Origin of the sequence: Skermanella mucosa (assembly GCF_016765655.2) — a bacterium.
Taxonomy (GTDB): domain Bacteria; phylum Pseudomonadota; class Alphaproteobacteria; order Azospirillales; family Azospirillaceae; genus Skermanella; species Skermanella mucosa.
The window spans coordinates 5,117,394-5,140,478 of sequence record NZ_CP086106.1; the positions used below are offsets into that span (position 1 = coordinate 5,117,394).

A 23,085-nucleotide genomic window follows, 5' to 3' on the forward strand; every position below is an offset into this window, starting at 1 on the left:
CTTTACGCGCTGATTCCGTGCAATTTCGAAGTAAAGTCGAACCGGAGGGACTTCGGCTGGGATCACCGCACTCTTCAGGCCGCAACCTTCGATAGGGTCACCGGCGGCGTGGAATCGCCTCGCCCGCGTTCCGCTGGCCGTGATGCGTTGGGCCACGGCCCAACCTAAGGTTCGATGCAGGGCGAAGGTGATGCGGATCGTCGATCGTTGCTGGGGCTGCGGCCCAACGCATCGGTCCGGCTGGCCCGGTCGGGTCAACCTGATCGGGTACCGCTCCAGGCCAATTCGACCGCACGAGGCCGCCGCTGTCGAAGCCGGCGAGGCGGCGCTGTCAGGCGCACGGGAACTGGATTGCGACTTCACGCCGCAGGCGGCTGTCAGCAGCCCGATCAAGGTCGGCAGGTAAGCAGCCGGAACGACGCCGACCTACCCGACCGAGGCCGACCAGAACCGCTGGTCCGCCGCACGATACTGACGGCCACCGAGCGGTTCGACGATGGCTCCCGACAGGCGACGTGCGTCCAACCTGTTGCTGAACGGTCTGGCGGTGCCCCGGAAAGCGGGATTCAAAAGCTGGAACGACCACGGTCCGCAAGGTTCCGGCCGACAAAGGGCGCAGCAAACGCTTCCCGCACACTATCGGAAGGGGTATATTGCGCGACCGGAGGGACAGATGGGCGGTCTATCTGGGAAATGTCGATGCAATGTGCGGAATCACTGGCAATAGACGTTTGCCGCCGATCCGCCGGAGAGAAATTCCATGACGACCCTGACTCGGGAGGAGTTGGTTCTGGCGACCCTCGCCAGTCAGCCCGCCGCGTGGTACCAGCCCATTCACGTCCAAAAGCTGTTCTTCCTGATCGATCAGAATTGCGCCGACATGATCGGAGGCCGGAAATTCGATTTCCGGCCCTACAATTTCGGCCCCTTCGACCGAACGGTCTATGACACGCTGGATGGACTGTCCTTACAGGGATGCGTGATCACGCGCGGCCAGATCGGTGTGGATTATCGGGAATATCACCTGACCGAAGACGGTGCTGCGCGGGGTCGGATGGCGCAAGGCCGTCTGCCGGGACCGGTGCGGGACTATATCGACCGGTTGGTGCCATGGGCGTTGAGCAGTTCTTTCGATCAGATCGTGGAAGCGGTTTATGAAAAGTATCCGGATATGCGCGCCAACAGCATCTATCGCTCCCGGATTTGAGTTCGAGTGACGGCATCATGACGGTCGCTATCGGGATGTATTGCGTGGACGGCGCCGTGATCGTCACCGACAGCGCCCTGACGACCGGCGGTCCGGAGCAGGACGGCGCGACTTCGGAAATGCGCGGACCCAAGGTCCACAAGCTGAACGACCACGCGATCTTTGCCTATGCGGGCGATTATTCGCTGGCCGAGCGTATCCGGCGTCGGATCGAAGGCCTCTTGGACACCTGGATGAAGGAAGCGCCCGACGGTCTGGAATTGGCGGACATGATCAGTGGCGATCTCCAAGGCTATTTTGAAAAGCGCCGGAAAGACGCGATGCATGGCAGCGCCTCCGTCATGCTGGCTTTCGAAATCAATGGGCGCATCGAATTGGTCACCTTCGGCGGGCAGTTCATTCCGACCCACTACTCCAGAGGGACGTTTTATGTGGCGATGGGGACGGGCAAGAAGATCGCCGACCCCGCCATGTCCTTTCTTCAGGTCGCTTGCGACATCAAGGAATTGCGGGTGGACGACGCGGTGGTGCTGGCGATGCTGGTCGCCACGCAGGTGATCATCGCCAATCCCGGCGGCGTTCGCGGTCCCCTTCAGGTGCAATATCTGAAACGGACGGACAGCGGTTTCGAACACGTCGTCCTTGACGATCTTTCGGAACTCAACACCAAGATCAAGCAGATCAACGACCGGATTCGGACCGCGATCTTCGAGTCCGGCGTGCCCGCCAAGGCTGCTCCGATGCCGGAGTTCAATGATCGATGACCTTGATCGGCGACGCCACGATGCCGGCCTGACGCCTTCCGGGCTCACCGGTGGGACAGGGCCTCCTCCCGTGCCCGCCCGGGGGCGGACTCGCCGCTACCCGTCGCCTCCGCGACCCGCTCTTCCGGCACGAACAGGTAGTTGCAATTGTCGGGATGGTAGGGCACGTCGTAATCGGTCGTTTCCAGCAATCCGGCGTCAGGCATCATCCGGAACGAGCGGTAGCCCCGGTCCGCGTTCTGGCGCAGCAGCCGCTCGACCGCGGCGGCGCGCCGGTCCCGGATCCCGGCCGCCACCGGGCCGTCGCGGCCGATCGGATCGACCGTGTAGGGCAGTATCTCGATCAGGACGTAGGGGCGGTGGCGCCGCACGGTGCGCTCCAGGCCGTCCAGCACGTCGGCCTCGGCGCCCTCGACGTCGACTTTCAGGATGCCCACGTCGTCCAGGCCCAGTTCCTCGATCACGGCGTCTCCGACCCGCAGGGGGACGAGGCGCGCGTGGGGCTGCCAGTCCGGCGGCCAGAAGCCCTGGACCGTGGTGGCGCGCGGGTCGCCCGGATGCTCGCTGGTCATGGTGGCGAAGCGGTCGGCGTCCGACAGCCCGATCGGCAGGATCTTGAACGTGTCGAGCCGATTGATCGAGACGAGCTGGTCGAGATAGTGCAGGCACAGGGGCTGCACCTCGAACCCGACATAGGCGCGTTCGCGGTCGTGGCGGGCGACCTTCAGCAGCGTCTGGCCGAAATTGGCGCCCACGTCCACGAAACAGCCCGGGCGCAGGTCGAGCAGCCGCGCGATCATCCGCTCGACGATCGGTTCGTGCAGGGTCAGGTTGCCTAGCCCCTGGCCGTCGATCACCGGGACCTTCAAGCCAGCGACGCCGTCCGCGATGTCGAACCGGCAATGGTAGCGCAGGAAGGACGACGACAGGATCGCCAGCTTGACACGATCGGCGAGGCTCTTCATCACGGCATCCCATGGCATGTTTTCGGCACGCCGACCTGATAGCGAAGCCCGCAGCCTGCCGAAAGGCCGGAAAGGGTGTAGCACGGATCGAAAGGGGTGTCGGCCAAGTAATTCCGAACCGGTCGGACACACCCTTGACGAAATCGGTGCGATGTTACGGAAGAACCGGTACGCCAGTCCGACCGGTCACGCTTAGCCCTTTAGTGGTTGCCCGTACAGACCGTTGAAAAGCACTTGCTTAGATGATTGTTTTTCTATCGTTTTAGGGCGGGAACTCGGCAATTCGCCTAAAAAGCCGTCAGTTCTAAAGGGGTAAGTGGGGTGGAGGAATGATCTCGCGCCGTTTTCGCGGTCGGCCGATAAATCTGGTGACGGCATTCGCGTCGGCGTTCCTGGCCGTGGCCGGCCTGACGGCCTGCTCGTCCGCCGACAACCCGCCGGCCCCCGGCAGCGTCCAGGTCCAGCAACCGACCACGCCGGATTATCGCATCGGGCCGCTCGACACGATCCAGATCTACGTGTGGCAGAGCCCGGAATTCTCCGTGACCGTCCCGGTGCGTCCCGACGGCCGGATCTCGACACCGCTGATCGAGGACCTGGAGGCGACGGGCAAGACGCCGACCCAGCTCGCCCGGGATGTCGAGGAGAAGCTGAAGGTCTATGTCCAGGACCCGCTGGTGACGGTGATCGTCAGCGGCTTCGCCGGCCCGTTCGACCAGCAGGTCCGGGTCGTCGGCGAGGCGATCCAGCCCCGCGCCATCCCCTACCGCGCCAACATGACGATGCTCGACGTCATGATCGAGGTCGGCGGCCTGACCGAGTTCGCCTCGGGCAACCGGGCGGTGCTGGCGCGCGGCGGCGGCGCGGGTTCGGAGAAGGCCACCTTCAACGTGCGACTGGACGACCTGCTGCGCGACGGCGACATCCGGGCGAACGTGCCGGTGCTGCCCGGAGATGTGATCATCATTCCGCAAAGCTGGTTCTGAAGCTGGTTCTGGGGCAGCCGGTGCCGGGGCCTTCCCGACCCGGAACGCCAGGAGAAACCGGACGGTTCACATGAATGACCTGACCTTCAACCTCAAAGACCTGCTCCGCCACTACGCCTCCGAGACGTGGGCGCGGCGCTGGTGGGTGGTCGGCATCGTCTGGCTGGTCAGCCTGGCCGGCTGGCTGGTCGTGGCCAAGCTCCCGGACAGTTACAGCGCCGGCGCGCGCGTCTATGTCGATACCCAGAGCCTGCTGAACCCGCTGATGAAGGGCATGACCGTCCGGCCCGACGTGGAGCAGCAGGTCGAGATCATGCGGCGCACGCTGATCTCCCGGCCCAACCTGGAGCAGCTGCTGCGGCTGACCGACCTGGACCTGACGGTCGACAGCGAAGGTGCGCGCGAGGCGCTGCTGACCAACCTGGAGCAGCGGATCAGGTTCTTCGGCGAAGGCCGCCAGATCTTCAGCATCCAGTTCGAGGACAGCGACCCGAAGCTGGCCCATTCGGTCGTGCAGTCCATCCTCCAGATCTTCGTCGAGCAGAATGTCGGTGACAACCGGCGCGACATCGAGCGGACCCGGCGCTTCGTCGATACCCAGATCGCCGATTATGAGAAACGGCTGAGGGACTCGGAGGCCGCCGTATCGGACTTCCGCCGGATCAACGCGGAGGAGCTGCGCTACAAGGACGTCGTCAACGGCCGGCTCCAGACGACCGAGTTCGACATCCGCCAGCTCGAGAACCAGCTCCAGTCGACGACCTGGCAGCGCGACCAGCTGCGCGCCCAGCTCGCCGCGACGCCGGAGACGCTGGCCGGGGCCGACGCCGCCCAGGCTGCGGCGGCCCTGGCGGCGACGCCGGCCGGCCAGCGGCTGGAGCAGCTCCGCCAGCAGCTCACCGACATGCGGCTGCGCTACACCGAGCAGAACCCGTCGGTCGCCAATCTCCGCCGCATGATCCAGCAGGCCGAGGCGGATGTCCGCCGGCAGTCCTCCTCCAGCTCGGTCCCCAACCCGATGCGCCAGCAACTGGAATCGGAGATCCAGCGCCTCGACTCCGAGATCGGAGGCCTGAACCGCCGGCTGGAGCTGCGCAACGAGGAACTGGCCGACCTGCGCGCCCGGCAGAACGAGGTTCCCGCGGTCGAGCTTCAGCTCGCCCAGATGAATCGCGACTACGGCGTGCTCCGAGAGAACTACGAGCAGCTGATCGAACGGCGCGAGTCGATCCGGATGGCGGAACGGCTGGACAGCCAGACCACCAACGTCGATTTCCGCGTGATCGATCCGCCGGTGGTGCCCAACCGGCCGAGCGGGCCTAACCGGATCCTGCTGTTCGGCGGCGTCCTGGCGGCGGCTTTCGCGGCGGCCCTGGGCGTCGTGTTCGTGCTGATCCAGCTGAAGGACAGCTTCACCAACGTCAATTCGCTTCGGGATACCTTCAACCTGCCCGTGCTGGGCAACGTCAGCATGGTCGAGTCGCCCCACCGCAGCCGCTGGCGGCTGCTGGAGGTGTCGGCCCTGGGCGGGTCGGTGGCGGTGCTGCTGGTCGTGTTCGCCGGCCTGATGATGCTGTACCAGCCGGGAGCGCCGAAGCCGACGCTGTCGGGCCTGGCCGGCGGCCTGTTCGAGCGTGGCGAGACCTGATCCCCGGCGGATGCCGCAAGACCGTTCGATCCCGGCGAAGCCGGGGGATGCCCGGAGATGGGCTATCAAGAGAAGCTCCAACAGGGCAAGGCGACGAACATGGACCTGATCCACAGAGCGGTGCAGCAGTCGAGCGCGGCCCGGCGCGGCAACATCGTCGAGTCGCCGGGGACCGAACCGGTCGCCGGCCCGGCCCCGCGGTTGGCTCCGGCGGCGCCCCCGCCGTGGGAGGCCAGCGAGGCCGTCGAGATCACCATAGATCCGGCTCGGCTGCGCGAGATGGGCATGATCAATCCGGGCGACCGCCGGTCGCGGCTGGCTGAGGAGATGCGGCTGCTCAAGCGGCGGCTGATCCAGAAGCTGAACCCGATGGAGGCCGAAGCCGAGGGGCGCACCAACCTGGTGATGGTGACCAGCGCCGTGCCCGGGGAGGGAAAGAGCTTCATCTCGCTCAACCTGGCGCTCAGCTTCGTGGCCGACGAGCATTTCGACGTGCTGCTGATCGACGCCGACGCGATGCGGCCGAGCATCCTGCGGATGCTGGGGCTGCCGCCGTCGCGCGGCCTGTCCGACCTGCTGCTGGAGCCGGGCCTGGACCCGTCGGAGGTCCTGCTGCGCGACCGGCGGATGCGGCTGACCATCCTGCCGTCGGGCGGAGAGGTGCCGTCCGCCACCGACCTCTACAGCAGCCCCGCCATGAAGGAGCTGATCGACCGGCTGGCGCGGTCCCAGCGCAACCGGATCGTGATCCTCGACGCGCCGCCGGTGCTCGCCACCACCGAGCCGGTCGTGCTGTCCCACATCGTCGACCAGGTCCTGCTGGTGGTCGAGGCGAACCGGACCGCCCATTCCCAGGTGCAGCACGCCCTGGACCTGCTGGAACCCTGCGACAACGTCAACCTGATCCTGAACAAGTCGGCCGCCGGCAAGACCAGCGAGCATTTCGGCTCCTACTACGGCGGCTACGAAAAGGGGCGCTACGGCCGGCGCGGCCACGGCAAATCCGGGGATTCCGCCGCCGCCGAAGAGAAGGCCTGATGACTTACCGAACGGAACGTCGGCGGGCGCTGCTTCCCGCCGCCGCGCTGCTGGCCTTCACCCAGGCCCTGGGACCCGCGTCCGTCCTCCCTGCCCGGGCCGCCAACATCCAGGCGCAGCGGAGCGCCGGATTCGACGTCACGATCACCGACAACGTCGACCTGGAGCCGGACGACCGGGCGGACGCGGCCCTGATCCTGTCGCCCTTCGCCGGAGTCAACGTGCGCGGAGAAGGCGGCCGGGCCGATTTCATCTTCGACTACCGGCTGACCCTGGACACCACCCTGTCGAAGGAAACCGAGGTCGACGTCCGCAACGACTTCATCGGCTTCGGCACCGCCGAGCTGGTCGAGGACATGCTGTTCGTCGATGTCACCGGATCGGCCAGCCAGCCGCTGATCGACCCCGGCGGCAGGACCTCGACCAATGCGTCGGTCGGGCGCGGCAACCGGACCCAGGTCGTCGGCGGCTCGATCAGCCCCTACCTGCTGAACCGCTTCGGCAATGTCGCCGAGAGCGAGCTGCGCTACCGCTATTCCTACACCTTCGTGGGCAGGGACGAGGTCGGCGACAGCACGACCAGCGAGGCCCGGGCGCGCCTCTCCACCGGCCCCGTGTTCTCGCGGGTGGCGCTCGACGCCATCGCGGAGTACGAGAATACCGACTCGGAAAGCCGGACCGGCGACATCGAGCGCTCGACCTACCGGCTGAACGGGCAGTACGCGGTTTCCCGCCGTTTCTTCCTGCTCGGCTCGGGCGGATACGAGACGATCGACACCAATTCGCTGAACGACGATCCCGACGGGCCGATCTGGTACGTCGGCTTCCTGACCCGTCCGGGGCCGCGCACCGAGTTGCGGGTGACCTACGGCGAGCGCTACGGCGAACCCGACTACAACGGCTCCCTGACCTACCGGATCACGCCGCGCCTGACTTTCCAGGCGGGCTACGTCCATGTGCTGGAGACGACCCAGCGCCAGTTCAGCAGCTTCCAGCTCGCGGTGGACCCGTCGGGGCAGCTGATCGATCCGGTCACCAACCTGCCGGTGGACATCACCGACACCGATCCTGGCTTCGGCCTGCGCACCGAAGCCTTCATCGCCAGCCGGTTCCAGACCTCCCTGGTCGGCAACTACGACCGCAACACCGTCACCCTGGCCGGCACGGCGGAGGAGCGCGAGTACGACATCCGCCCGGACGAGCGCTACCTGTCGGCCCGCCTGGGCTGGACCCGGCGGCTGTCGCCTGAGACCAACCTGTTCACCGGAGTCGGCTGGCGCCGCACCGAGAACGACGACACGGCGTCCGGGGCCGCCACCCCGGCCGCCGGCGTCCTGGGTCCCGCGGCGCCCGAGAGCGATACCTTCAGCGCCCGCATCGCGCTGACCCATTCCCTCGCCAAGGACGTTCTCGGAAGCGTGGCGCTCGGCCGCACCCAGCGCGTCGCCGACGACGAGGCCGACGAATACACCGAGAACTCCCTGACCTTTGGCGTACGGATCGTGTTCTGATGTTCGAGGATTTCTACAACCTGACCGGGTCGCCCTTCAAGCTGGGGCCTGACCACCGGTTCTTCTTCCCGAGCCGGAACCACGACAAGGCCCTGTCGTACCTGAGGTACGGATTGCAGCAGGACGAGGGCTTCATCGTGGTGACCGGCGACATCGGAGCCGGCAAGACGACCCTGGTCAGCCAGCTGTTCGCCGAACTGGACCGGAAGCGGTTCCTGGCGGCGCAGATCGTGACCAGCAACATCGACGCCGACGACGTGGTCCGCATGATCCTGTCGGCCTTCGGGGTGACGCCCCGGACCGCCGACAAGGCGGGGCTGCTGCGCGCCTTCGAGAGTTTCCTGCTGTCCCAGCACCGAGCCGGACGCCGGGTCCTGCTGGTGGTCGACGAGGCCCAGAACCTGCCGCTCCAGACCATCGAGGAGCTGCGCATGCTGTCGAACTTCACGGTCGAGGGCGGGTCGCTGTTCCAGAGCTTCCTGGTCGGGCAGCCGCAGTTCAAGGACGTGCTGGCCGACCCGGCGCTGGAGCAGTTCCGCCAGCGGGTGATCGCCTCCTACCATCTCGGCCCGCTGTCGGAGGACGAGACCGCCGACTATGTCCGGCACCGGCTGCGCCTGGTCGGGTGGAGCGACGATCCCGCGATCGACGCCGAGGCCTTCGCGCTGATCCATCGGCACACGGGCGGCATCCCGCGGCGCATCAACACCCTGTGCAGCCGCCTGCTGCTGTTCGGGGCGCTGGAGGGGCTCCACGCGATCGACGCGCCCTCGGTCGAGGCCGTGGTGGCCGACCTGAACACCGAGGTGACCGAGGCGTCCGCCGGCGGCTCCGGGAGAAGGGCCGCCGCCCCGGCGGGAACGGCCGCCTCCGGCGAGGTGGCGACCCTGCTGGCGAGCCTGGACGAGCGGCTGGGCCGGCTGGAAAGGCTGACCGAGACGGTCAATTCCCACGATCGGACTCTGCGCCACCTGCTGGAGACGGCGATGGGCTACCTCGCGGTGAACGCGGCCGGCCCGGGCTGGAACGGATCGGCCGGCCGGATCGCGAGGGAGGACGGCGATGACCGTACGTGACGCCGCCACCCACCCTATCGTCAACGCCATGTCGGTGGACGTGGAGGATTATTACCAGGTCTCCGCCTTCGCCGGCTCGGTCGACCGCGCCCGGTGGGACGGATTCCCGTCGCGGGTCGGCGACAACACGCGGCGCGTCCTGGACCTGTTCGCCGGGGCCGGCGTGCGCGCCACCTTCTTCACGCTGGGCTGCGTCGCCCGGCGCGACCCGTCGCTGGTCCGGGCCATCGCCGACGCCGGCCACGAGGTGGCGAGCCACGGCTGGGAGCATCGGCGCGTCGGCGAGCAGACCCCGGCGGAGTTCAGCGCCGACGTGACGCGAACCCGCAAGCTGCTGGAGGACCAGTCGGGCCAGGCGGTGACCGGGTACCGCGCCGCCAGCTTCTCCATCGACCGCGGCACCTGGTGGGCGTTCGACGAGCTGGCCGAGGCGGGATACCGCTACAGCTCCAGCATCCACCCGATCCGCCACGACCATTACGGCGTGCCCGACGCCCCCCGCTTCCCCTTCGCGCCGGCCGCGGGCCGCGACCTGGCGGAGATCCCGGTCGGCACGGTGGACCTCAGGGGCCGGCGGCTGTCCTGCGCCGGCGGCGGCTTCTTCCGCCTGCTGCCCTACCGCTGGTCGTCCCATGCGATCGGCAGGGTCAACCGGACCGAAGGCCGGCCCGTGACCTTCTATTTCCACCCCTGGGAGATCGATCCCGGCCAGCCGCGCATCAGCCCGGCGCCGCTGCGCTCCCGGCTGCGCCACTACACCAACCTGTCCGTCATGGAAGCCAAGCTGAAGCGCCTGCTGGCCGACTTCCGGTGGGACCGCATCGACCATGTCTACCGGACGGTCCTGTCGCCGGATTCCCGGTTGCCAAGGGCGGCGGCGGAATGACGGCGATGGTCGAGGTCGGGGCGCTGGACCCGGCGACGGAGCCGGCGTGGGAAGCCTTCGTCGCCGAGTCGCCGGAGGCCACGTTCTTCCACCGCGCCGGATGGGCGCGCGTGATCGGGCGGAGCTACGGGCACCCGACATATTTCCGCTACGCCAGCCGCGGCGGCCGGATCGTCGGGGTGCTGCCGCTGGTCCATGTGAAAAGCCCGCTGTTCGGCAACGCGCTGATCGGTACCGGGTTCTGCACCTTCGGCGGAATCGCGTCCTCGGACCCCGCCGCGATCCAGGCGCTGGCCGGGGACGCCGCCGAGCTGGGCGCCCGGCTGGGGGTCGATCATGTGGAGCTGCGCCACGTGGACGCGCTGCCGATCGGCTGGGCCGTGAAGTCGGAGCTCTACGCCGCGTTCCGCCGTCCGCTCGACGCCGATATCGGGGTGACCTGGGGAACCCTGCCCCAGCAGAAACGGCAGGAGCTTCGGCGCAGCATCCGCGGCGGCCTGCGCCAGCAGGTCGGGCCGGGCCTGCTCGACGCGTTCTACCGGATCTACGGCACAAGCGTCCGCAACCTGGGCACGCCGGTCTATCCGCGCCGCTTCTTCGCCGCCATCGCGGAGGAGTTCGGCGACGCGGTCGAGCTGGCGGTGGTCCACGGCGCCTCCGGCCCGGTCTCGGCGGTGATGGCGTTCCATTTCCGCGACACGGTCTGCCCCTATTTCGCGGGCGGCCTGCCGGAAGCGCGGACCGAGCACGCCTACGACTTCATGTACTGGTCGCTGATGGACAGGGCGACGGAGCGAGGCGCCCGGCTGTTCGACTTCGGCCGCAGCAAGCGCGGGACCGGGGCGTTCGACTACAAGCTGGGCTGGGGGTTCGAGCCCCGGGCGTTGCACTACCAGTTCCATCTGGTGCGCGGGCGCGCGCTGCCCGAGGTCAACCCGCTCAACCCCAAATACCGCGCGATGGTGGAGACCTGGAAGCGCCTGCCGCTGCCGGTCGCCAACCTGATGGGTCCCGTGATCGCCCGCCAGATCGGCTGAGCCGCCATGAAAGACCTGCTGTTCCTGGCCCACCGCATCCCCTATCCGCCGAACAAGGGCGACAAGATCCGCTCGTGGCACCTGCTGCGCCACTTGGCGGAACGCTACCGCGTCCATCTCGGCTGCTTCGTGGACGATCCCGAGGACCGGGCCCACGAGCCGGTGCTGCGGGCGCTGTGCGCGAGCTGCCATTTCGCCCGGCTCGACCCGGCGCTGGCCAAGCTGGGCAGCCTGCGCGGGCTGGCGACCGGGGAGGCGCTGACCTTCGCCTATTTCCGCGACGCCGGGCTGACGGAGTGGGTGAGTGCGACCCACGCCGCCCGCGCCGTCGCCGTGCAGTTCGTCTTCTCCTCCTCCATGGCACCCTTCGCCGAGGCGGCCGAGGATTTCCGGGGCCGGCGGATCGTCGATTTCATCGACCTGGACAGCGACAAGTGGCGCCAGTACGCCCTGAGCGGCCGGGCGCCGATGCGCTGGATCCACGGGCGGGAGGCCCGGCTGCTCGGCCGGGCGGAGGTCGCCATCGCCGCCCGCGCGTCCGCCGGCCTGTTCGTCAGCGAGGCCGAGGCCGACCTGTTCCGCCGGCAGCCGGGTGTCGCGGCGGAACGGGTCCACGGCCTGGGCAACGGGGTGGACCTGGATTATTTCGACCCCAGCCGGGACCATGCCGACCCCTACCCGCCGGGCGGGCCGGTGCTGGTCTTCACCGGCATGATGGACTATCGGGCCAACGTGGATGCCGTGCGCTGGTTCGCGGCGGAGGTGCTGCCGGCGATCCGGGCGAAGCACCCGGAGGCGCGGTTCGCCATCGTCGGGGCGAAGCCCGACCCCGCGGTCAGGCGGCTGGCCGGGCAGCCGGGCGTGATCGTGACCGGCCGCGTTCCCGACGTCCGCCCCTATGTCGCCCACGCGGCCCTGGCGGTGGCGCCGCTGCGGATCGCGCGCGGCATCCAGAACAAGGTGCTTGAGGCCATGGCGATGGGCCGCCCGGTGGTCGCCACGCCCCAGGCCCACGAGGGGATCGACGCCGCGCGGGACGCCCACCTTCTGGTCGGCGACGACGCCGCCGGGCTGGCGGCGCAGGCCTGCCGGCTGATCGAGAATCCGTCCGAAGCCGCGGCGCTGGGAGCCCGCGGGCGGTGCCTGCTGGCGGACGGCTACACCTGGGAACGCCGCCTGGCGCCGCTCGACGGCATCATCGAGCGGGCGCCTGCGGTGTCCCCCGCCTCGCTGGACGCGCCCTGCTCCCTCGACCGTTCCTGCGAGGAGCGGGCATGACCCAGCGGACCGACATGGACAGTCCCGGCCTGGACGGCGGCTACTACGCCGCCGCCGCGACGGCTCCGGCCGACCCGGCCTGGCCGCGCGCGATCGCCTGCTTCGCCGGGATGGCGGCGCTGCTGGTGGCGCTGCTCCACGACGTGGCCGGAGCCATGGTTCATACCTGGTGGACCAACGTCACCTACAACCATGGTTTCCTGGTGCTGCCGACCAGCCTGTACCTGATGTGGCTGCGCCGGGACGGGCTGCGCCGGCTGACGCCCCGGCTGGAGCCGCTGGGGCTGGTCGCCCTGGCCGGGATGATGCTCGCCTGGCTGCTCGGCCGGGCCGGCGACGTGCTGGCGGTGGAGGAGACGGCGCTGGTCGGCATGCTGGTCGCGCTGTTCGTCTTCCTGTTCGGCCGCGCGGTGGCCCGGCTTGTCGCCTTCCCGCTGGCCTTCCTGTTCTTCATGGTGCCCGTGGGCGACGCGCTGATCCCGCCGCTCCAGGACTTCACCGCCGTCTTCGCGGTGGGGCTGCTGCGCCTGATCGGCATCCCGGTGTTCCACGACGGGATCATGATCGAGATCCCCAACGGCCTGTTCCGGGTCGCCGAGGCCTGCGCCGGCATCCGCTTCCTGATCGCCAACCTGGTGATCTCGGCCCTGTTCGCCCATCTGGCCTATGCCAGGCGCTGGAAGTTCTGGCTGTTCCTGGGCATCGGCTTCGCCCTGCCGATCATCGCCAACGGCTTCCGGGCGTTCGGCATCATCCTGATCGCCCACCTGACCGACGGCAGGCTGGCGGCCGGCGTGGACCACCTGGTCTATGGCTGGATCTTCTTCTCCTTCGTGATGATCCTGCTGCTCGCGATCGGCAACAGCTTCGCCGACCGCCGCCTTGGCGACTTCCCGCGCGACCTCTCGATGCCGTCCGCCGGGGTTCGCCGGGGCTGGTCCTGGCGCCTGCCGCTGGCGCTGCCGGCGGTCCTGGTGGTGCTGGCGGGTCCGGCCTATGCCTGGACGGTGATGGGTCCGCAGGAGGTCCCGCCCGCTCCGGCCGCGCTTCCGGCCCCGGCCGTGGCCGGCTGGACCGCCGCCCCGCCGACCGACTGGCGGCCGGCGTTCCCCGGCGCCGACCGTACGGCGCTGGCGGGATTCCGGAGCCCGGAAGGCCGGTCCGCCGAGCTGTTCGTCGCCCATTACGCCTACCAGCGGCAGGGGTCGGAAGTGGTCTATTACGCAAACCGGCTGGAGGGGGACGGCTGGACGCGGGTGGAGAGCCGCACGGTCGAGGGCGTCGGCGGCATGCCGCCCGCCCGGCTAGACCGGATGGTGCGCGGGCAGCGCCAGCGGCTGGTGCTTTCGTGGTACTGGGTCGGCGGACGCTTCACGGCGAGCCCGTATGAGGCCAAGTTGTACCAGAGCGTCGCCACCCTGCTCGGCATCCGTCCCGCCGCGGCCCTGGTCGCCCTGTCGGTCGAGCGGCCGGAGGACGCCGCGCGGTTCCTCGGGGCTTTCGCGCTGGAGCCATACCTGGAGCAGGCCGCCGCGCGATGACGTTCTCCCCTCGATGAGGTCCCCCCTATGAGGTCTTATGGATAGCCTGCTGTTCCTGTTCTCGCTGATCGGCGTCGTGGTCATCGTCGGCTGGGCCGTGATGAACGACAAGGTCCCGGACGGCGGCAAGACCACCGGGCTGCTCGCCATGCATCACCCGGACAGGGATCGGCCGGACCGGAACGGGCAGACCGCCCGCAAGCGCCGGCGCCCGCGGTGAGGAGGCGCATCACGGGAGCGGCGCTGCTGACGGCGCTGGCGCCCGCGCTGGGCGGCTGCGCCGGCCTTGCCGCCCCCGGCGCCCTCCCGAACGCCGCCCGGGCGGAGACGCCGCCGCCGGTGGTGATCTGCCACGAGCCGGCCCGGGACCTGATCCTTCGGGTGGCTCCGGCGGAATGCCGCGGCAGGATCATCGACGAGGCCGAGGCCGCCGCCCTGGCGAGCGCGCGGGCCCAACGCCAGCGGGCGCAGATCGTCGGCGACCGCCGTTCCCGGCCGGACGACAGGGTGGAGATCCGCAGCGCCGGCTCCGGCTTCTTCATCAACGGCCAGGGGCAGGTGCTGACCGGCTTCCACGTGGTGGCTCACTGCGCCGCGCTGACCGTCTCGACGGTCGAGGGCGGGCGGAAGCCGGCCAGCGTGGTCGCCTCCGACCAGGGCATGGACCTGGCGGTGCTCCAGGCCAAGGCGAAGCCGAAGCGGTTCGCCCGCTTCGACCCGGCGCCCGGCCGCAGCCGGGGCATCGACGCCTCGGTGGTGGGCTACCCGGCGCTGGGCGCCGCCACCGTCGTGCCCAGCCGAACCGCGGTGGAGGCGTGGCCGGCCCAGGTCACCTCCGATTTCGCCGGCGGCGGGACCGAATTCTCGGTCGAGGGCCGCATCCGCGCCGGCCACAGCGGCAGCCCGGTCCTGGACGGGACCGGCAGGGTGATCGGCATGATCCGCAGCAAGGTGGACGAGGTGACGACCTTCCGCGAGACCGGCCGGTTCGTCGACGACGTGGCCCAGGCCGTCACCAACGAGACGATCTTCCGCTTCCTGGCGCCCCGGAACATCTCCTACGCCACCCGTGCGCGCGGCCCCGAACTGTCCGGCGACGACCTGCTGGAGCGCGCCGGCGCCTACTCCGCCCGCGTCGAATGCTGGAACTGACGCCGTGCGCCGCGACCTGACGGGCGGAAGCGCCGGCTTCCTGGTCGCCGTGGCGGTGCTGTTCCTGGGCACCCGGATCGGCTGGATGGCGGCGGTCGACGCCGCCCCGATGAGCGACCAGCTCTGGTATTTCCAGCGCGCCGCGGGCCTGCTGGACGGCGAGGGCTACTCGGTCGGGGGGCAGCCGACGGCGTTCTGGCCGGTCGGGTACCCGGCGTTCCTGGCCGGCCTGTTCGCCTTGTTCGGCCCCGGCGTCGAGGTCGCCAAGGCCGCCAACCTCGTGCTGTCGGCGGCGGCGCTGTTCTTCCTGTTCCGCATCGCGCGGCGCGCGACGGGGTCGGAGACGGCGGCCCGGGCGGCGCTGGTGCTGGCGGTGCTGTCGCCGACGCTGATCTTCTACACCGAGCTGCTCTATGCCGAACTGCTGTTCATGGCCCTGCTGCTGGCCGGCCTGGACGCGCTGCTCGCGGCGCTGGACCGGCCCGGCTGGCGGAGGCCGGCCCTCGCCGGCCTCTGCTTCGGCCTGGCGGCGCTGGTCAAGACCCAGGCGCTGCTGCTGCCGGCCTGCGTGATCGCGGCGGCCTACGTGCTGCGCCGGACTGGCCTGCGCCGCGCCGTGGCGGCGGGGCTGGTGCTGCACGCCGCCTGCCTGACCGTGATAGCGCCCTGGACACTCCGCAACGCCCTGGTCCTGGGCGAGCCGGTGCTGGTCTCGACCAACGGCGGCTTCAACCTGTTCATGGGCAACAATCCCTGGAACCGCTGGGGCAACTACATGTGGCCGGCCCCGCCCGAATTCACCGCGGCGACGGAAGGTCTGGACATCCTGGAGCCGATCCCCGACGAGATCGCCCTGGACCGCCGGCTGAACGAGGCGGCCCTCTCCTATATCCGGGAGAATCCAGCGCAGGCCCTGCTCCGCGTGCCCTACAAGCTGGACCAGTTCTTCCGGTTCGACCCGCTGCCCCTGGAACAGGCCGAGATCGGCGCCCGGCGCAACGGCCAGGACATCGGCGCCCTGGTCGCGGCCGTCACGCCGCTCGCGGCGCTATGGCACTGGGTCCTGGTGGTGCCGGCTTTCCTGTTTCCGTTCCTGTTCCCCTGGGCGCTCCGCCCGCGCGACGCGGCGCTGGCGGCCTTCGTCCCGATCGGCTATTTCGCCGCCATCGCCGGCGTCTTCTTCGGGGAGCCCCGGTTCAACCTGCCGCTGCTGCCGCTCCATGCGCTGCTCGCGGTATCGCTGGCGGCCGGCCTGCTTCGGACGATGCCCCGGTCGGGAACGAGGTTCGGGAAAAAAGCATGAGCGCCGCCGGTTCCACGGAAGCCGCCGCAAGGGTGGCAGTCATCGGCGGCGGCCCGGCCGGCCTGATGGCGGCCACCGTCCTGGCGGAGGCGGGCGTCGGCGTCGAGCTGTTCGACGCCATGCCCTCGGTCGGGCGCAAGTTCCTGCTGGCCGGGCGCGGCGGCCTCAACCTGACCCATTCGGAACCGTTGGAGGACTTCCTGCCCCGCTACGGCGACCGGGCGCCGACCGTGCGGCGCTGGCTGGAGATCTTCTCGCCCGCCGACCTGCGCGAATGGGCCGCCGGCCTCGGCGTCGAGACCTTCGTGGGCAGCAGCGGGCGGGTGTTCCCGGTGCAGTTCAAGGCGTCGCCGCTGCTCCGCGCCTGGCTGCGGCGCCTCGGCGCCCTCGGGGTCGCCGTGCATACGCGCCACCGCTGGCTCGGCTTCGACGAGGCAGGGCGGGCGTTGGTCCGGGGTCCCGACGGCGCTCCCCGGCCCGTCCAGGCGGATGCGGTCGTCCTGGCGCTGGGCGGGGCGAGCTGGCCCCGGCTCGGCTCCGACGGCGGCTGGACCGGCATCCTGGAAGCCCGCGGCATCGCGGTGCGTCCCTTGCGGCCGGCCAACTGCGGCTTCGACGTCGCCTGGGAGCCGGGCTTCATCGCTCGGCACGAGGGGGAGCCGCTGAAGAACCTGGCGCTTAGCTTCGAGGGCCGCACGGTCCGGGGCGAGCTGATCCTGACCCGCACGGGGATCGAGGGCGGCGCCGTCTACGCCCTGGGCGCACCGCTGCGCGACGCGATCGAGCGCCACGGCTCGGCCCGCCTGACGATCGACCTGCGGCCGCAGCTTTCCCCCGAACAGGTGCGCGACCGGCTGCGGCGGCCGAGGGGGTCGGAATCCTGGTCCACCTGGCTGCGCAAGTCGGTGAATTTGACAGGTCCCCTGCCCGGCCTGCTGCGCGGCGCCGCCGGAGCCGATGCCGGGCCGGCCGACATTGCCCGGCTGGTCAAGGCGCTGCCGCTCCGCCTGACCGGCATCAAGCCGATCGAGCGCGCGATCTCCTCCGCCGGCGGCATCGACCTGGACGAGCTTACCGGCGACCTGATGCTGCGGCGCCTGCCCGGCCTGTTCGCCGCCGGGGAGATGCTGGACTGGGAAGCGCCGACCGGCGGCTATCTGCTCCAGGCTTCCCTCAGCAGCGGCGCGGCCGCCGCCCACGGCGTCCTCGCCCACCTGGGCCGGCAACCCCCAGCCTGAGCCCCGACGCCTGAGCCCCGGAACCTTCCTGCCGTTCAGGCGCTGCGGGCGACATCCTGGTCCTGCCGATCATTCCCGTCCGTCCGGCGGTCGTCGCCGACGATCAGCTCGTCCAGCGGCCTGCGGTGGGAGCGGCTGGCCGGCCGCGTCGTCCTGGGACGGCCGATGCGGCCCATGAAGACCAGCGAGTCGACCTCGTGGCCGGACACCCGACCCAGCTCGACCGCCAGCTTTTCCGCCTTGGCGATCAGCTTCGGCGCTTCCGTGAACCGCGTGCCCGTCACGGCGTAGCTGGCGAAGGCGAGCGGCGCCAAGCTCGGCTGCAAGGCCAGGCCCAGCTTCGCGGCGGTCAGCCAGAAGCGCTGCAGCCGCTGCCCGGCGGCCAGCAGTTCCTCCGCCGTCGGCCGGGCGGCCCGCGGGGTGCTCCAGCCGATCGTGAAATGCCCGGCGCAGGCCATTCCCGGCAGGATGTCCAGCTGAAGGCTGGCGGCGCCCGTCCCCAGCAGGTTCATCCGCTCGACCCGCGACCAGTCCTGCATGGCCCAGCGCATCAGCTTGCGGGTCATCCCGTCGAGGCCGATGGCAGTGGACGGCAGGCCGTGCGGGCTGAACGGGTTCTCCCAGTCGATCATCCGGCGGTGGACGTCGTAGGCCTCCCGGCAGCGCAGGCGGATGTCGGTGGCCAGCCCATTGAGGCGGGAGAACTTCCAGCGCTCCCCCCGGCTCTCGAACCAGGAGAGGGTCAGGTCGGGACCCAGCGCCTCGGCCAGCGCGTTCTTCTGCGCCTGCGTCAGGCTGTCGCGCTTGTAGGCGGTCCGGTCGACCGACCGCAGCTTGACGAAGCCTTCCAGCGGGTCGGGCCGGATGCCCGGCTGCTTGGGCAGCCTGACTTCGATCCGGCTCTCCGTCCGGCTTTTTCCCTCCACGTGCGCCCACTCCATCCGCCGGCCGAACCGGGCCGCCGCGATGGCGATGGTCTCCAGCAGATGGCCGACCGACAGCAGCGTCGGCTGGCCGTCGGCATATTCGTAGACGTTGGCACCGGCCTCGTTCCGGACCAGCACGGTCACCGAGTCGTCGCCGTCGATATGGAAGCGCCAGGGCTGGCTGTTGTCGCCGCTGGGCGCCCAGCGGGCGAGGTCGAGGATCCGCTCGATCTCCGAGGCGCGCAGCTCCGGCTTGGCCTGGGGCGCGTTGCGGGCGATCGCCTGCATCATGCGCATGCCCAGTTTCTGCTTGAACCGCTGGCCGAAATGCCGGCTGCCGCCCGGCAGCTTCTTGCTGACGAACCGCCCGCGATAGGCGTCGAACTGGTGGAACCAGGGGGCCGCCTTGACGCCGCCGCGGTTCAGCAGGATGCGGAGTGCCTCGATCCCGGTCACGCCGGCGCAGATCTGGCAGGCCATGCCGGTGGAGGGGCCGCGCTGGTTGACCAGGTCCAGCCGGGACGGATCGACCAGATAGGAGCGGTGCAGGCCGCGGGGCGTCAGCCCGACCAGGAAATTGACGTATTGCTGCTCGATCGGCTGGCCTTCCAGGCCGAAATACTGCTCGAAGGTCATGCCGCCGGGCATGAAGACCAGATAGGCCGTGCCCATGCCGATCGGCCCCGCCGTGATCGCCGGGATGCCCAGCTCGGCGCAGCGGGCGAACACCTTGGCGCGCACGTCCAGGACGAAGAAGTCGAAGCCGTCGATGAAGAGGTCGACGCCGTCCAGGAACTCGTCGATGTTGTCGTCGCTGATTCCATTCGGGAAACGGCGGATCTCGGCGGTCGGGTTGATGTCGCGCGCCATACCGGCCATCACGTCGACCTTCGGCCGGCCGAGCGTGGCGGTGCTGGCGCCGATCTGCCGGTTGAAGTTGACCGTCTCGAAGACGTCCATGTCCGAGATGTTGAAGGCACCGATGCCCAGGCGCGCCAGCGTCAGCAGGTGGACTCCGCCGACGCCGCCCATGCCGGCGATGGCGACCCGCTTGGTGCGCAGGATCTGCTGCTCCCACTCGGTGACCCACCCGATGTTGCGGCTGAATGCCTCGTCATAATCGAAGTCGAACGCGCGCGCAGGCATCGTGGGCATGGTCATGGTCGGCATGTTCCTCAAAATCGCGTCCCGGGCGGCCAATCACCGTCGGTTTGCCCCCGTCGGTTTGCCCCGGTCGGCGCCCACCCTCAGTTGGCGACCGCGAGGCAGGCCGACCGGGAGGGAGCGGTGACCGCGACCGCTTCGGCCGGGCTCGTTTCATCCAGCGGCCACAGGCGGCCGCCATCGGTAATGATTTCCCACACGTCGGGACGCTCGGCATGGACGCGCCGCAGCAGGGCGCCCAGGTCGGCCCAGCAGGGCTGCCGCCGTCCATGGTAATCGACCAGCGATCCCAGCGGGTTGAAATGGATGCCGAGGCGGGTCAGCAGCCGAAGCAAAGCCGGCTCCATCACCGCGGCCCAGTGGGTGATTCCCTCGCGCACGCTCATTTCGACACAGGACTTAATGAGCCCGAGCGGCAGATGAAAGAGCATCTTGCGCCATTCCTCGGGGGAAAGCGTCGCCTCGACCCCGGTTTCCGGCGTGTGCTGACGGAAACTCTTGACGATCGAGAAGCGGGAGATCTCGGCCGTACGGTAGACCGGGAACGGCGCCACGGCATCCGCGGCGATCGCGCCGGCGATCCGCTGCATCGGCAGCACCCGGCGCTCTCCGCCGTCCTGCGGCAGGACGAGGCGGACCGTGCCGATGGCGTTGCCGGTGGCGCGGTGGGTCAGCAGGGAATGGACGGAATGGTCGTCGAAGGAGTCGCGTTCGAAGCCGTCGGGGTTGTTCGCGGGATCCTCGAACTCATTATCGATGCAATAAACCTGAAAACGAATACGGAAACAATTATTCTTAAGATCTGAAGTCGTCGCGACGGAAGATTCGAAAACCGAGTTGTAATATTCCAGGCCGGTGAAACCGGGAGACTTTCGCGATGCCGCGGTATCGTTCGTGAGTGAAGTGGCGTTGCCGATAGCCTGCCCTTCGGATACGAGCCGCTCAACTCCAGATCTCGAATGGTACATGGTGTCTTCCAGTTTGTTTTTTGGTTGCACAAACCACCGTGTCCCGGTGATGGCGGCTCCTGCTCATGGTCTCTCGGCGACGGTAAGCCCCGGTCGCATGCTTTTCGGCGCAGCCGCGCGGATCCGGCATTGCCTCACGGTGTGACGCGGAGCGGGTGCAAGTCCCCTGGGAAACCCAGGGCGGCTCCCCGCGCCCGATACCGTTCAGCGCAGCAGAATGCAGCGAGCGAACTGCAAATTCGCACTTCAACAAGTCGCTACAAGGGAAACGGACCCCGAAAGGCCAGACCGCTTACAGCAGATCAAGCATAAAGTTTGATATACGGTTCTTCGCCATGTATCAAAGCACTCAAAAGTTAAATCTCACTTAATCGAGTGCAGATCAACTTTATGCCACGGCCGCGAATGTATTCGAAATAGAGGAAAATTTGACGTGGCAAAGATGTGACCTCGATAAGAATTGCTGTGACTTTCAGGGGCTAATCCTGTGAATTTTCCGGCATAATCACCGTCAATTTCGAAGGATGATCAGCTTATGCGATCAACTGATTTGAAAGGATTCGATGCCCTCGACGCAGTCGGCCCGACGCAATTGGCCGACTGAACAAGGTTGTCCCGGGGCTGCGAAATCGCCATCCTGAAGCGGGCTTTCGGCAGAAGAGACCGGCGAGGATGGTGAAGGAATGGCAGGGATTTCCCGGGTTGACCTGAACTGCGACATGGGCGAGAGCTTCGGCGTCTACACGCTGGGCAACGACGCCGATATGCTGAAGATCGTCACCAGCGCGAACGTCGCCTGCGGGTTCCACGCCGGCGATCCCCTGGTGATCGACCGCACCGTGCGCCTCGCCCTGGAGGCGGGCGTGGCGGTCGGCGCCCATCCCAGCTTCCTGGACCAGTGGGGTTTCGGCCGCCGACCGATCCTCGGGGAGGACCCGGCGGACATCGAGAAGATGCTGGTCTACCAGATCGGCGCGGTGCAGGCGCTCGCCGCCGCCGCGGGCCACCGGGTCACCCACGTCAAGGCGCACGGATCGCTGGGCAACATGGCGGCGGTCGATCCCGACCTCGCCCTGGCCTGCGCCCGGGCGGTGCGGGCGGTCGACCGCGACCTGATCTGCGTCGTCATGCCCGGCATGGAGACCGAGCGCGCCGCGGAACGGATGGGCCTGAGGGCCGCGCGGGAGATCTATGCCGACCGCACCTATGACGACGACGGCAACCTGACATCGCGCAAAAAGCCCGGCGCCGTGCTGCACGACGCCGGGTCGGCGGCGGACCGGATCGTCCGCATGCTGGAGGAGGAGGCGATCACGACGGTGAGCGGCGCCCGGATCCCGGCGCGGATCGACACCATCTGCGTCCACGGCGACAATCCGCAGGCGGTCGGTATGGCGCGGACGATCCGCGGGCGCCTGGAAGCCCTCGGCATCGCGATCGAGCCGTTCAGCCGGACCCTGGCGTGATGAACACTACCGGCGGTGAATTCTCGCCAGGATCGTCATGACCGGACTTGATCCGGTCATCCACGCGCAATCTCCATCCCGCCGGTTTGCGCGTGGATGCGCGGGTCAGGCCCGCGCATGACGAAGAAGGGGCGCCCGACAGACGCGGACCATGGTCCGCGCATGGCGAAGACCGGCACCGATCACGGCCGGTCGAAGATCGGCGGGTTCGCCTGCGTCCGGATCGTGGTGGCCGAGCTTCCCGGAGGGGCGTTCTCGCGCCGGGTCTGGCCGAGCGTGTCGGCGGCTTCGCCCGACACGGTGTCGGAATGGGACGCCGAACCGTCGGGTGTCGCCCAGCCGACGCTGGTGGCGCCGCCCGAAGCCCCGCCGGCCGAGCCACGAAGCGGCTCGCCGTCGGGTCCCAGCAGGACCGAAGCGCTGTCCCGCGCCGACTTGCCGCCACCGGGCATGCCGACCAGCCGGTCCGCATCGGGCGAGCGGCCCGCCGGCCGGTCCGACATGTCACCCGAGACGTGGGTATGGTGGCGGTCCGGATCGGTGTAAAGACGCGACGTCCGGCCGGCGCCCTGGCGGCTATCGCGCTGGTAGCGATAGCCGAGCCACGCCGCCAGCAGGATGCCGGCGCTCGCGGCGAACATCACGAAGGGCACGGGATGGTCCCGAATCACCGCGCTGATGCCGCCCGGCCCGTCGCTGCGGCGCCGGTCGTGGCCGCCGTCGATGTCACCGCCGATGTCGCCGCCGATGTGGGCGCGCCCATAGGCGCTGGGGGTGTCGTAGGGGATGTACGGGTGCTCGGGCGTGTTGCTGAGGTAACGCCTGTTTTCGGTATCGGAAGCGGGTATGGCGTCCACCATTTTTTTGCCCCATTCGTTGGTTGTTGCTTGGGGACCGCCGCGGCGCGACGGCTATGCGATACCAACCGCGG

Annotated in this window: 21 protein-coding genes; 17 read left to right on the forward strand and 4 right to left on the reverse strand. The window is 68.9% G+C overall.

The window, feature by feature from the left end:
• Nucleotides 1-190 precede the first annotated feature (190 nt).
• The 3 genes from JL100_RS23780 to JL100_RS23790 all read left to right on the forward strand — a co-directional run bounded on the left by JL100_RS23780 (nt 191) and on the right by JL100_RS23790 (nt 1,971).
• Nucleotides 191-406 (forward strand): hypothetical protein, encoded by a 216-nt coding sequence (locus JL100_RS23780; protein ID WP_202681860.1) that lies wholly within the window; start codon nt 191-193, stop codon nt 404-406.
• A gap of 354 nt (nt 407-760) precedes the next feature.
• Nucleotides 761-1,207 carry a Panacea domain-containing protein gene (locus JL100_RS23785; RefSeq protein WP_202681859.1) on the forward strand — a complete coding sequence of 149 codons (447 nt, stop codon included), beginning with the start codon at nt 761-763 and terminating at the stop codon, nt 1,205-1,207.
• Nucleotides 1,208-1,224: 17 nt separating this feature from the next.
• Entirely contained in the window at nt 1,225-1,971 is a 747-nt protein-coding gene (locus JL100_RS23790) for a hypothetical protein (RefSeq protein WP_202681858.1), read from the forward strand.
• Nucleotides 1,972-2,015: 44 nt separating this feature from the next.
• Here the strand turns inward: JL100_RS23790 and JL100_RS23795 are convergent, their stop codons facing one another.
• Complete coding sequence (locus JL100_RS23795; protein WP_202681857.1) at nt 2,016-2,936, reverse strand: FkbM family methyltransferase; 921 nt, start codon at nt 2,934-2,936, stop codon at nt 2,016-2,018.
• Nucleotides 2,937-3,304: 368 nt separating this feature from the next.
• Between JL100_RS23795 and JL100_RS23800 the strand changes: the two genes are divergently transcribed.
• The 13 genes from JL100_RS23800 (at nt 3,305) to JL100_RS23860 (ending at nt 17,630) form a co-directional block, all read left to right on the forward strand.
• On the forward strand, nt 3,305-3,922 hold the full coding sequence (locus JL100_RS23800) for an XrtA/PEP-CTERM system exopolysaccharide export protein (RefSeq protein WP_228420867.1): 618 nt from the start codon (nt 3,305-3,307) through the stop codon (nt 3,920-3,922).
• 70 nt (nt 3,923-3,992) lie between these two features.
• Nucleotides 3,993-5,570 carry an XrtA system polysaccharide chain length determinant gene (locus JL100_RS23805; RefSeq protein WP_202681855.1) on the forward strand — a complete coding sequence of 526 codons (1,578 nt, stop codon included), beginning with the start codon at nt 3,993-3,995 and terminating at the stop codon, nt 5,568-5,570.
• A 57-nt stretch (nt 5,571-5,627) separates the two neighbouring features.
• Nucleotides 5,628-6,608 carry a P-loop NTPase gene (locus JL100_RS23810; RefSeq protein WP_202681854.1) on the forward strand — a complete coding sequence of 327 codons (981 nt, stop codon included), beginning with the start codon at nt 5,628-5,630 and terminating at the stop codon, nt 6,606-6,608.
• Nucleotides 6,608-8,119, forward strand: a complete 1,512-nt coding sequence (locus JL100_RS23815; RefSeq protein ID WP_202681853.1) for a TIGR03016 family PEP-CTERM system-associated outer membrane protein — start codon at nt 6,608-6,610, stop codon at nt 8,117-8,119. Before JL100_RS23810 ends, JL100_RS23815 begins: the two co-directional genes overlap by 1 nt.
• Complete coding sequence (locus tag JL100_RS23820) at nt 8,119-9,195, forward strand: XrtA/PEP-CTERM system-associated ATPase (RefSeq protein ID WP_202681852.1); 1,077 nt, start codon at nt 8,119-8,121, stop codon at nt 9,193-9,195. The genes JL100_RS23815 and JL100_RS23820 overlap by 1 nt, the downstream gene beginning before the upstream one ends.
• Nucleotides 9,182-10,081 carry an XrtA system polysaccharide deacetylase gene (locus JL100_RS23825; RefSeq protein WP_202681851.1) on the forward strand — a complete coding sequence of 300 codons (900 nt, stop codon included), beginning with the start codon at nt 9,182-9,184 and terminating at the stop codon, nt 10,079-10,081. The genes JL100_RS23820 and JL100_RS23825 overlap by 14 nt, the downstream gene beginning before the upstream one ends.
• Nucleotides 10,078-11,118 carry a FemAB family XrtA/PEP-CTERM system-associated protein gene (locus tag JL100_RS23830; RefSeq protein ID WP_202681850.1) on the forward strand — a complete coding sequence of 347 codons (1,041 nt, stop codon included), beginning with the start codon at nt 10,078-10,080 and terminating at the stop codon, nt 11,116-11,118. The genes JL100_RS23825 and JL100_RS23830 overlap by 4 nt, the downstream gene beginning before the upstream one ends.
• A 6-nt stretch (nt 11,119-11,124) precedes the next feature.
• The gene (locus JL100_RS23835) at nt 11,125-12,396 is read left to right on the forward strand and encodes a TIGR03087 family PEP-CTERM/XrtA system glycosyltransferase (protein ID WP_202681849.1); all 1,272 of its coding nucleotides are present in this window, start codon (nt 11,125-11,127) and stop codon (nt 12,394-12,396) included.
• Nucleotides 12,393-13,937, forward strand: a complete 1,545-nt coding sequence (gene xrtA / locus JL100_RS23840; RefSeq protein WP_202681848.1) for an exosortase A — start codon at nt 12,393-12,395, stop codon at nt 13,935-13,937. The genes JL100_RS23835 and xrtA overlap by 4 nt, the downstream gene beginning before the upstream one ends.
• Before the next feature lie 37 nt (nt 13,938-13,974).
• Entirely contained in the window at nt 13,975-14,157 is a 183-nt protein-coding gene (locus tag JL100_RS23845) for a hypothetical protein (protein ID WP_202681847.1), read from the forward strand.
• The gene (locus tag JL100_RS23850) at nt 14,154-15,089 is read left to right on the forward strand and encodes a S1 family peptidase (RefSeq protein WP_202681846.1); all 936 of its coding nucleotides are present in this window, start codon (nt 14,154-14,156) and stop codon (nt 15,087-15,089) included. The genes JL100_RS23845 and JL100_RS23850 overlap by 4 nt, the downstream gene beginning before the upstream one ends.
• 4 nt (nt 15,090-15,093) lie before the next feature.
• Nucleotides 15,094-16,392 carry an ArnT family glycosyltransferase gene (locus JL100_RS23855; RefSeq protein ID WP_202681845.1) on the forward strand — a complete coding sequence of 433 codons (1,299 nt, stop codon included), beginning with the start codon at nt 15,094-15,096 and terminating at the stop codon, nt 16,390-16,392.
• On the forward strand, nt 16,389-17,630 hold the full coding sequence (locus JL100_RS23860) for a BaiN/RdsA family NAD(P)/FAD-dependent oxidoreductase (RefSeq protein ID WP_202681844.1): 1,242 nt from the start codon (nt 16,389-16,391) through the stop codon (nt 17,628-17,630). Before JL100_RS23855 ends, JL100_RS23860 begins: the two co-directional genes overlap by 4 nt.
• Nucleotides 17,631-17,665: 35 nt before the next feature.
• Here JL100_RS23860 and JL100_RS23865 read toward each other — a convergent pair whose 3' ends face one another.
• Both JL100_RS23865 and JL100_RS23870 read right to left on the reverse strand, forming a co-directional pair.
• Complete coding sequence (locus JL100_RS23865) at nt 17,666-19,717, reverse strand: ThiF family adenylyltransferase (protein WP_202681843.1); 2,052 nt, start codon at nt 19,715-19,717, stop codon at nt 17,666-17,668.
• 86 nt (nt 19,718-19,803) lie between these two features.
• Complete coding sequence (locus JL100_RS23870; RefSeq protein ID WP_202681842.1) at nt 19,804-20,688, reverse strand: PEP-CTERM/exosortase system-associated acyltransferase; 885 nt, start codon at nt 20,686-20,688, stop codon at nt 19,804-19,806.
• A gap of 683 nt (nt 20,689-21,371) precedes the next feature.
• Between JL100_RS23870 and JL100_RS23875 the strand changes: the two genes are divergently transcribed.
• On the forward strand, nt 21,372-22,154 hold the full coding sequence (locus JL100_RS23875; RefSeq protein WP_202681841.1) for a LamB/YcsF family protein: 783 nt from the start codon (nt 21,372-21,374) through the stop codon (nt 22,152-22,154).
• 182 nt (nt 22,155-22,336) lie between these two features.
• Here JL100_RS23875 and JL100_RS23880 read toward each other — a convergent pair whose 3' ends face one another.
• Nucleotides 22,337-23,014, reverse strand: a complete 678-nt coding sequence (locus tag JL100_RS23880) for a hypothetical protein (protein ID WP_202681840.1) — start codon at nt 23,012-23,014, stop codon at nt 22,337-22,339.
• Nucleotides 23,015-23,085: the final 71 nt, after the last annotated feature.

Excerpts from the sequence above, each read along its gene's own strand:
- JL100_RS23780 (WP_202681860.1), top strand. The coding sequence starts at position 191 with ATGCGGATCGTCGATCGTTGCTGGGGCTGCGGCCCAACGCATCGGTCC.
- JL100_RS23785 (WP_202681859.1), top strand. The coding sequence starts at position 761 with ATGACGACCCTGACTCGGGAGGAGTTGGTTCTGGCGACCCTCGCCAGT.
- JL100_RS23790 (WP_202681858.1), top strand. The coding sequence starts at position 1,225 with ATGACGGTCGCTATCGGGATGTATTGCGTGGACGGCGCCGTGATCGTC.
- JL100_RS23795 (WP_202681857.1), bottom strand. The coding sequence starts at position 2,936 with ATGAAGAGCCTCGCCGATCGTGTCAAGCTGGCGATCCTGTCGTCGTCC.
- JL100_RS23805 (WP_202681855.1), top strand. The coding sequence starts at position 3,993 with ATGAATGACCTGACCTTCAACCTCAAAGACCTGCTCCGCCACTACGCC.
- JL100_RS23810 (WP_202681854.1), top strand. The coding sequence starts at position 5,628 with ATGGGCTATCAAGAGAAGCTCCAACAGGGCAAGGCGACGAACATGGAC.
- JL100_RS23815 (WP_202681853.1), top strand. The coding sequence starts at position 6,608 with ATGACTTACCGAACGGAACGTCGGCGGGCGCTGCTTCCCGCCGCCGCG.
- JL100_RS23820 (WP_202681852.1), top strand. The coding sequence starts at position 8,119 with ATGTTCGAGGATTTCTACAACCTGACCGGGTCGCCCTTCAAGCTGGGG.
- JL100_RS23825 (WP_202681851.1), top strand. The coding sequence starts at position 9,182 with ATGACCGTACGTGACGCCGCCACCCACCCTATCGTCAACGCCATGTCG.
- JL100_RS23830 (WP_202681850.1), top strand. The coding sequence starts at position 10,078 with ATGACGGCGATGGTCGAGGTCGGGGCGCTGGACCCGGCGACGGAGCCG.
- JL100_RS23835 (WP_202681849.1), top strand. The coding sequence starts at position 11,125 with ATGAAAGACCTGCTGTTCCTGGCCCACCGCATCCCCTATCCGCCGAAC.
- xrtA (WP_202681848.1), top strand. The coding sequence starts at position 12,393 with ATGACCCAGCGGACCGACATGGACAGTCCCGGCCTGGACGGCGGCTAC.
- JL100_RS23845 (WP_202681847.1), top strand. The coding sequence starts at position 13,975 with ATGGATAGCCTGCTGTTCCTGTTCTCGCTGATCGGCGTCGTGGTCATC.
- JL100_RS23860 (WP_202681844.1), top strand. The coding sequence starts at position 16,389 with ATGAGCGCCGCCGGTTCCACGGAAGCCGCCGCAAGGGTGGCAGTCATC.
- JL100_RS23865 (WP_202681843.1), bottom strand. The coding sequence starts at position 19,717 with ATGACCATGCCCACGATGCCTGCGCGCGCGTTCGACTTCGATTATGAC.
- JL100_RS23870 (WP_202681842.1), bottom strand. The coding sequence starts at position 20,688 with ATGTACCATTCGAGATCTGGAGTTGAGCGGCTCGTATCCGAAGGGCAG.
- JL100_RS23875 (WP_202681841.1), top strand. The coding sequence starts at position 21,372 with ATGGCAGGGATTTCCCGGGTTGACCTGAACTGCGACATGGGCGAGAGC.
- JL100_RS23880 (WP_202681840.1), bottom strand. The coding sequence starts at position 23,014 with ATGGTGGACGCCATACCCGCTTCCGATACCGAAAACAGGCGTTACCTC.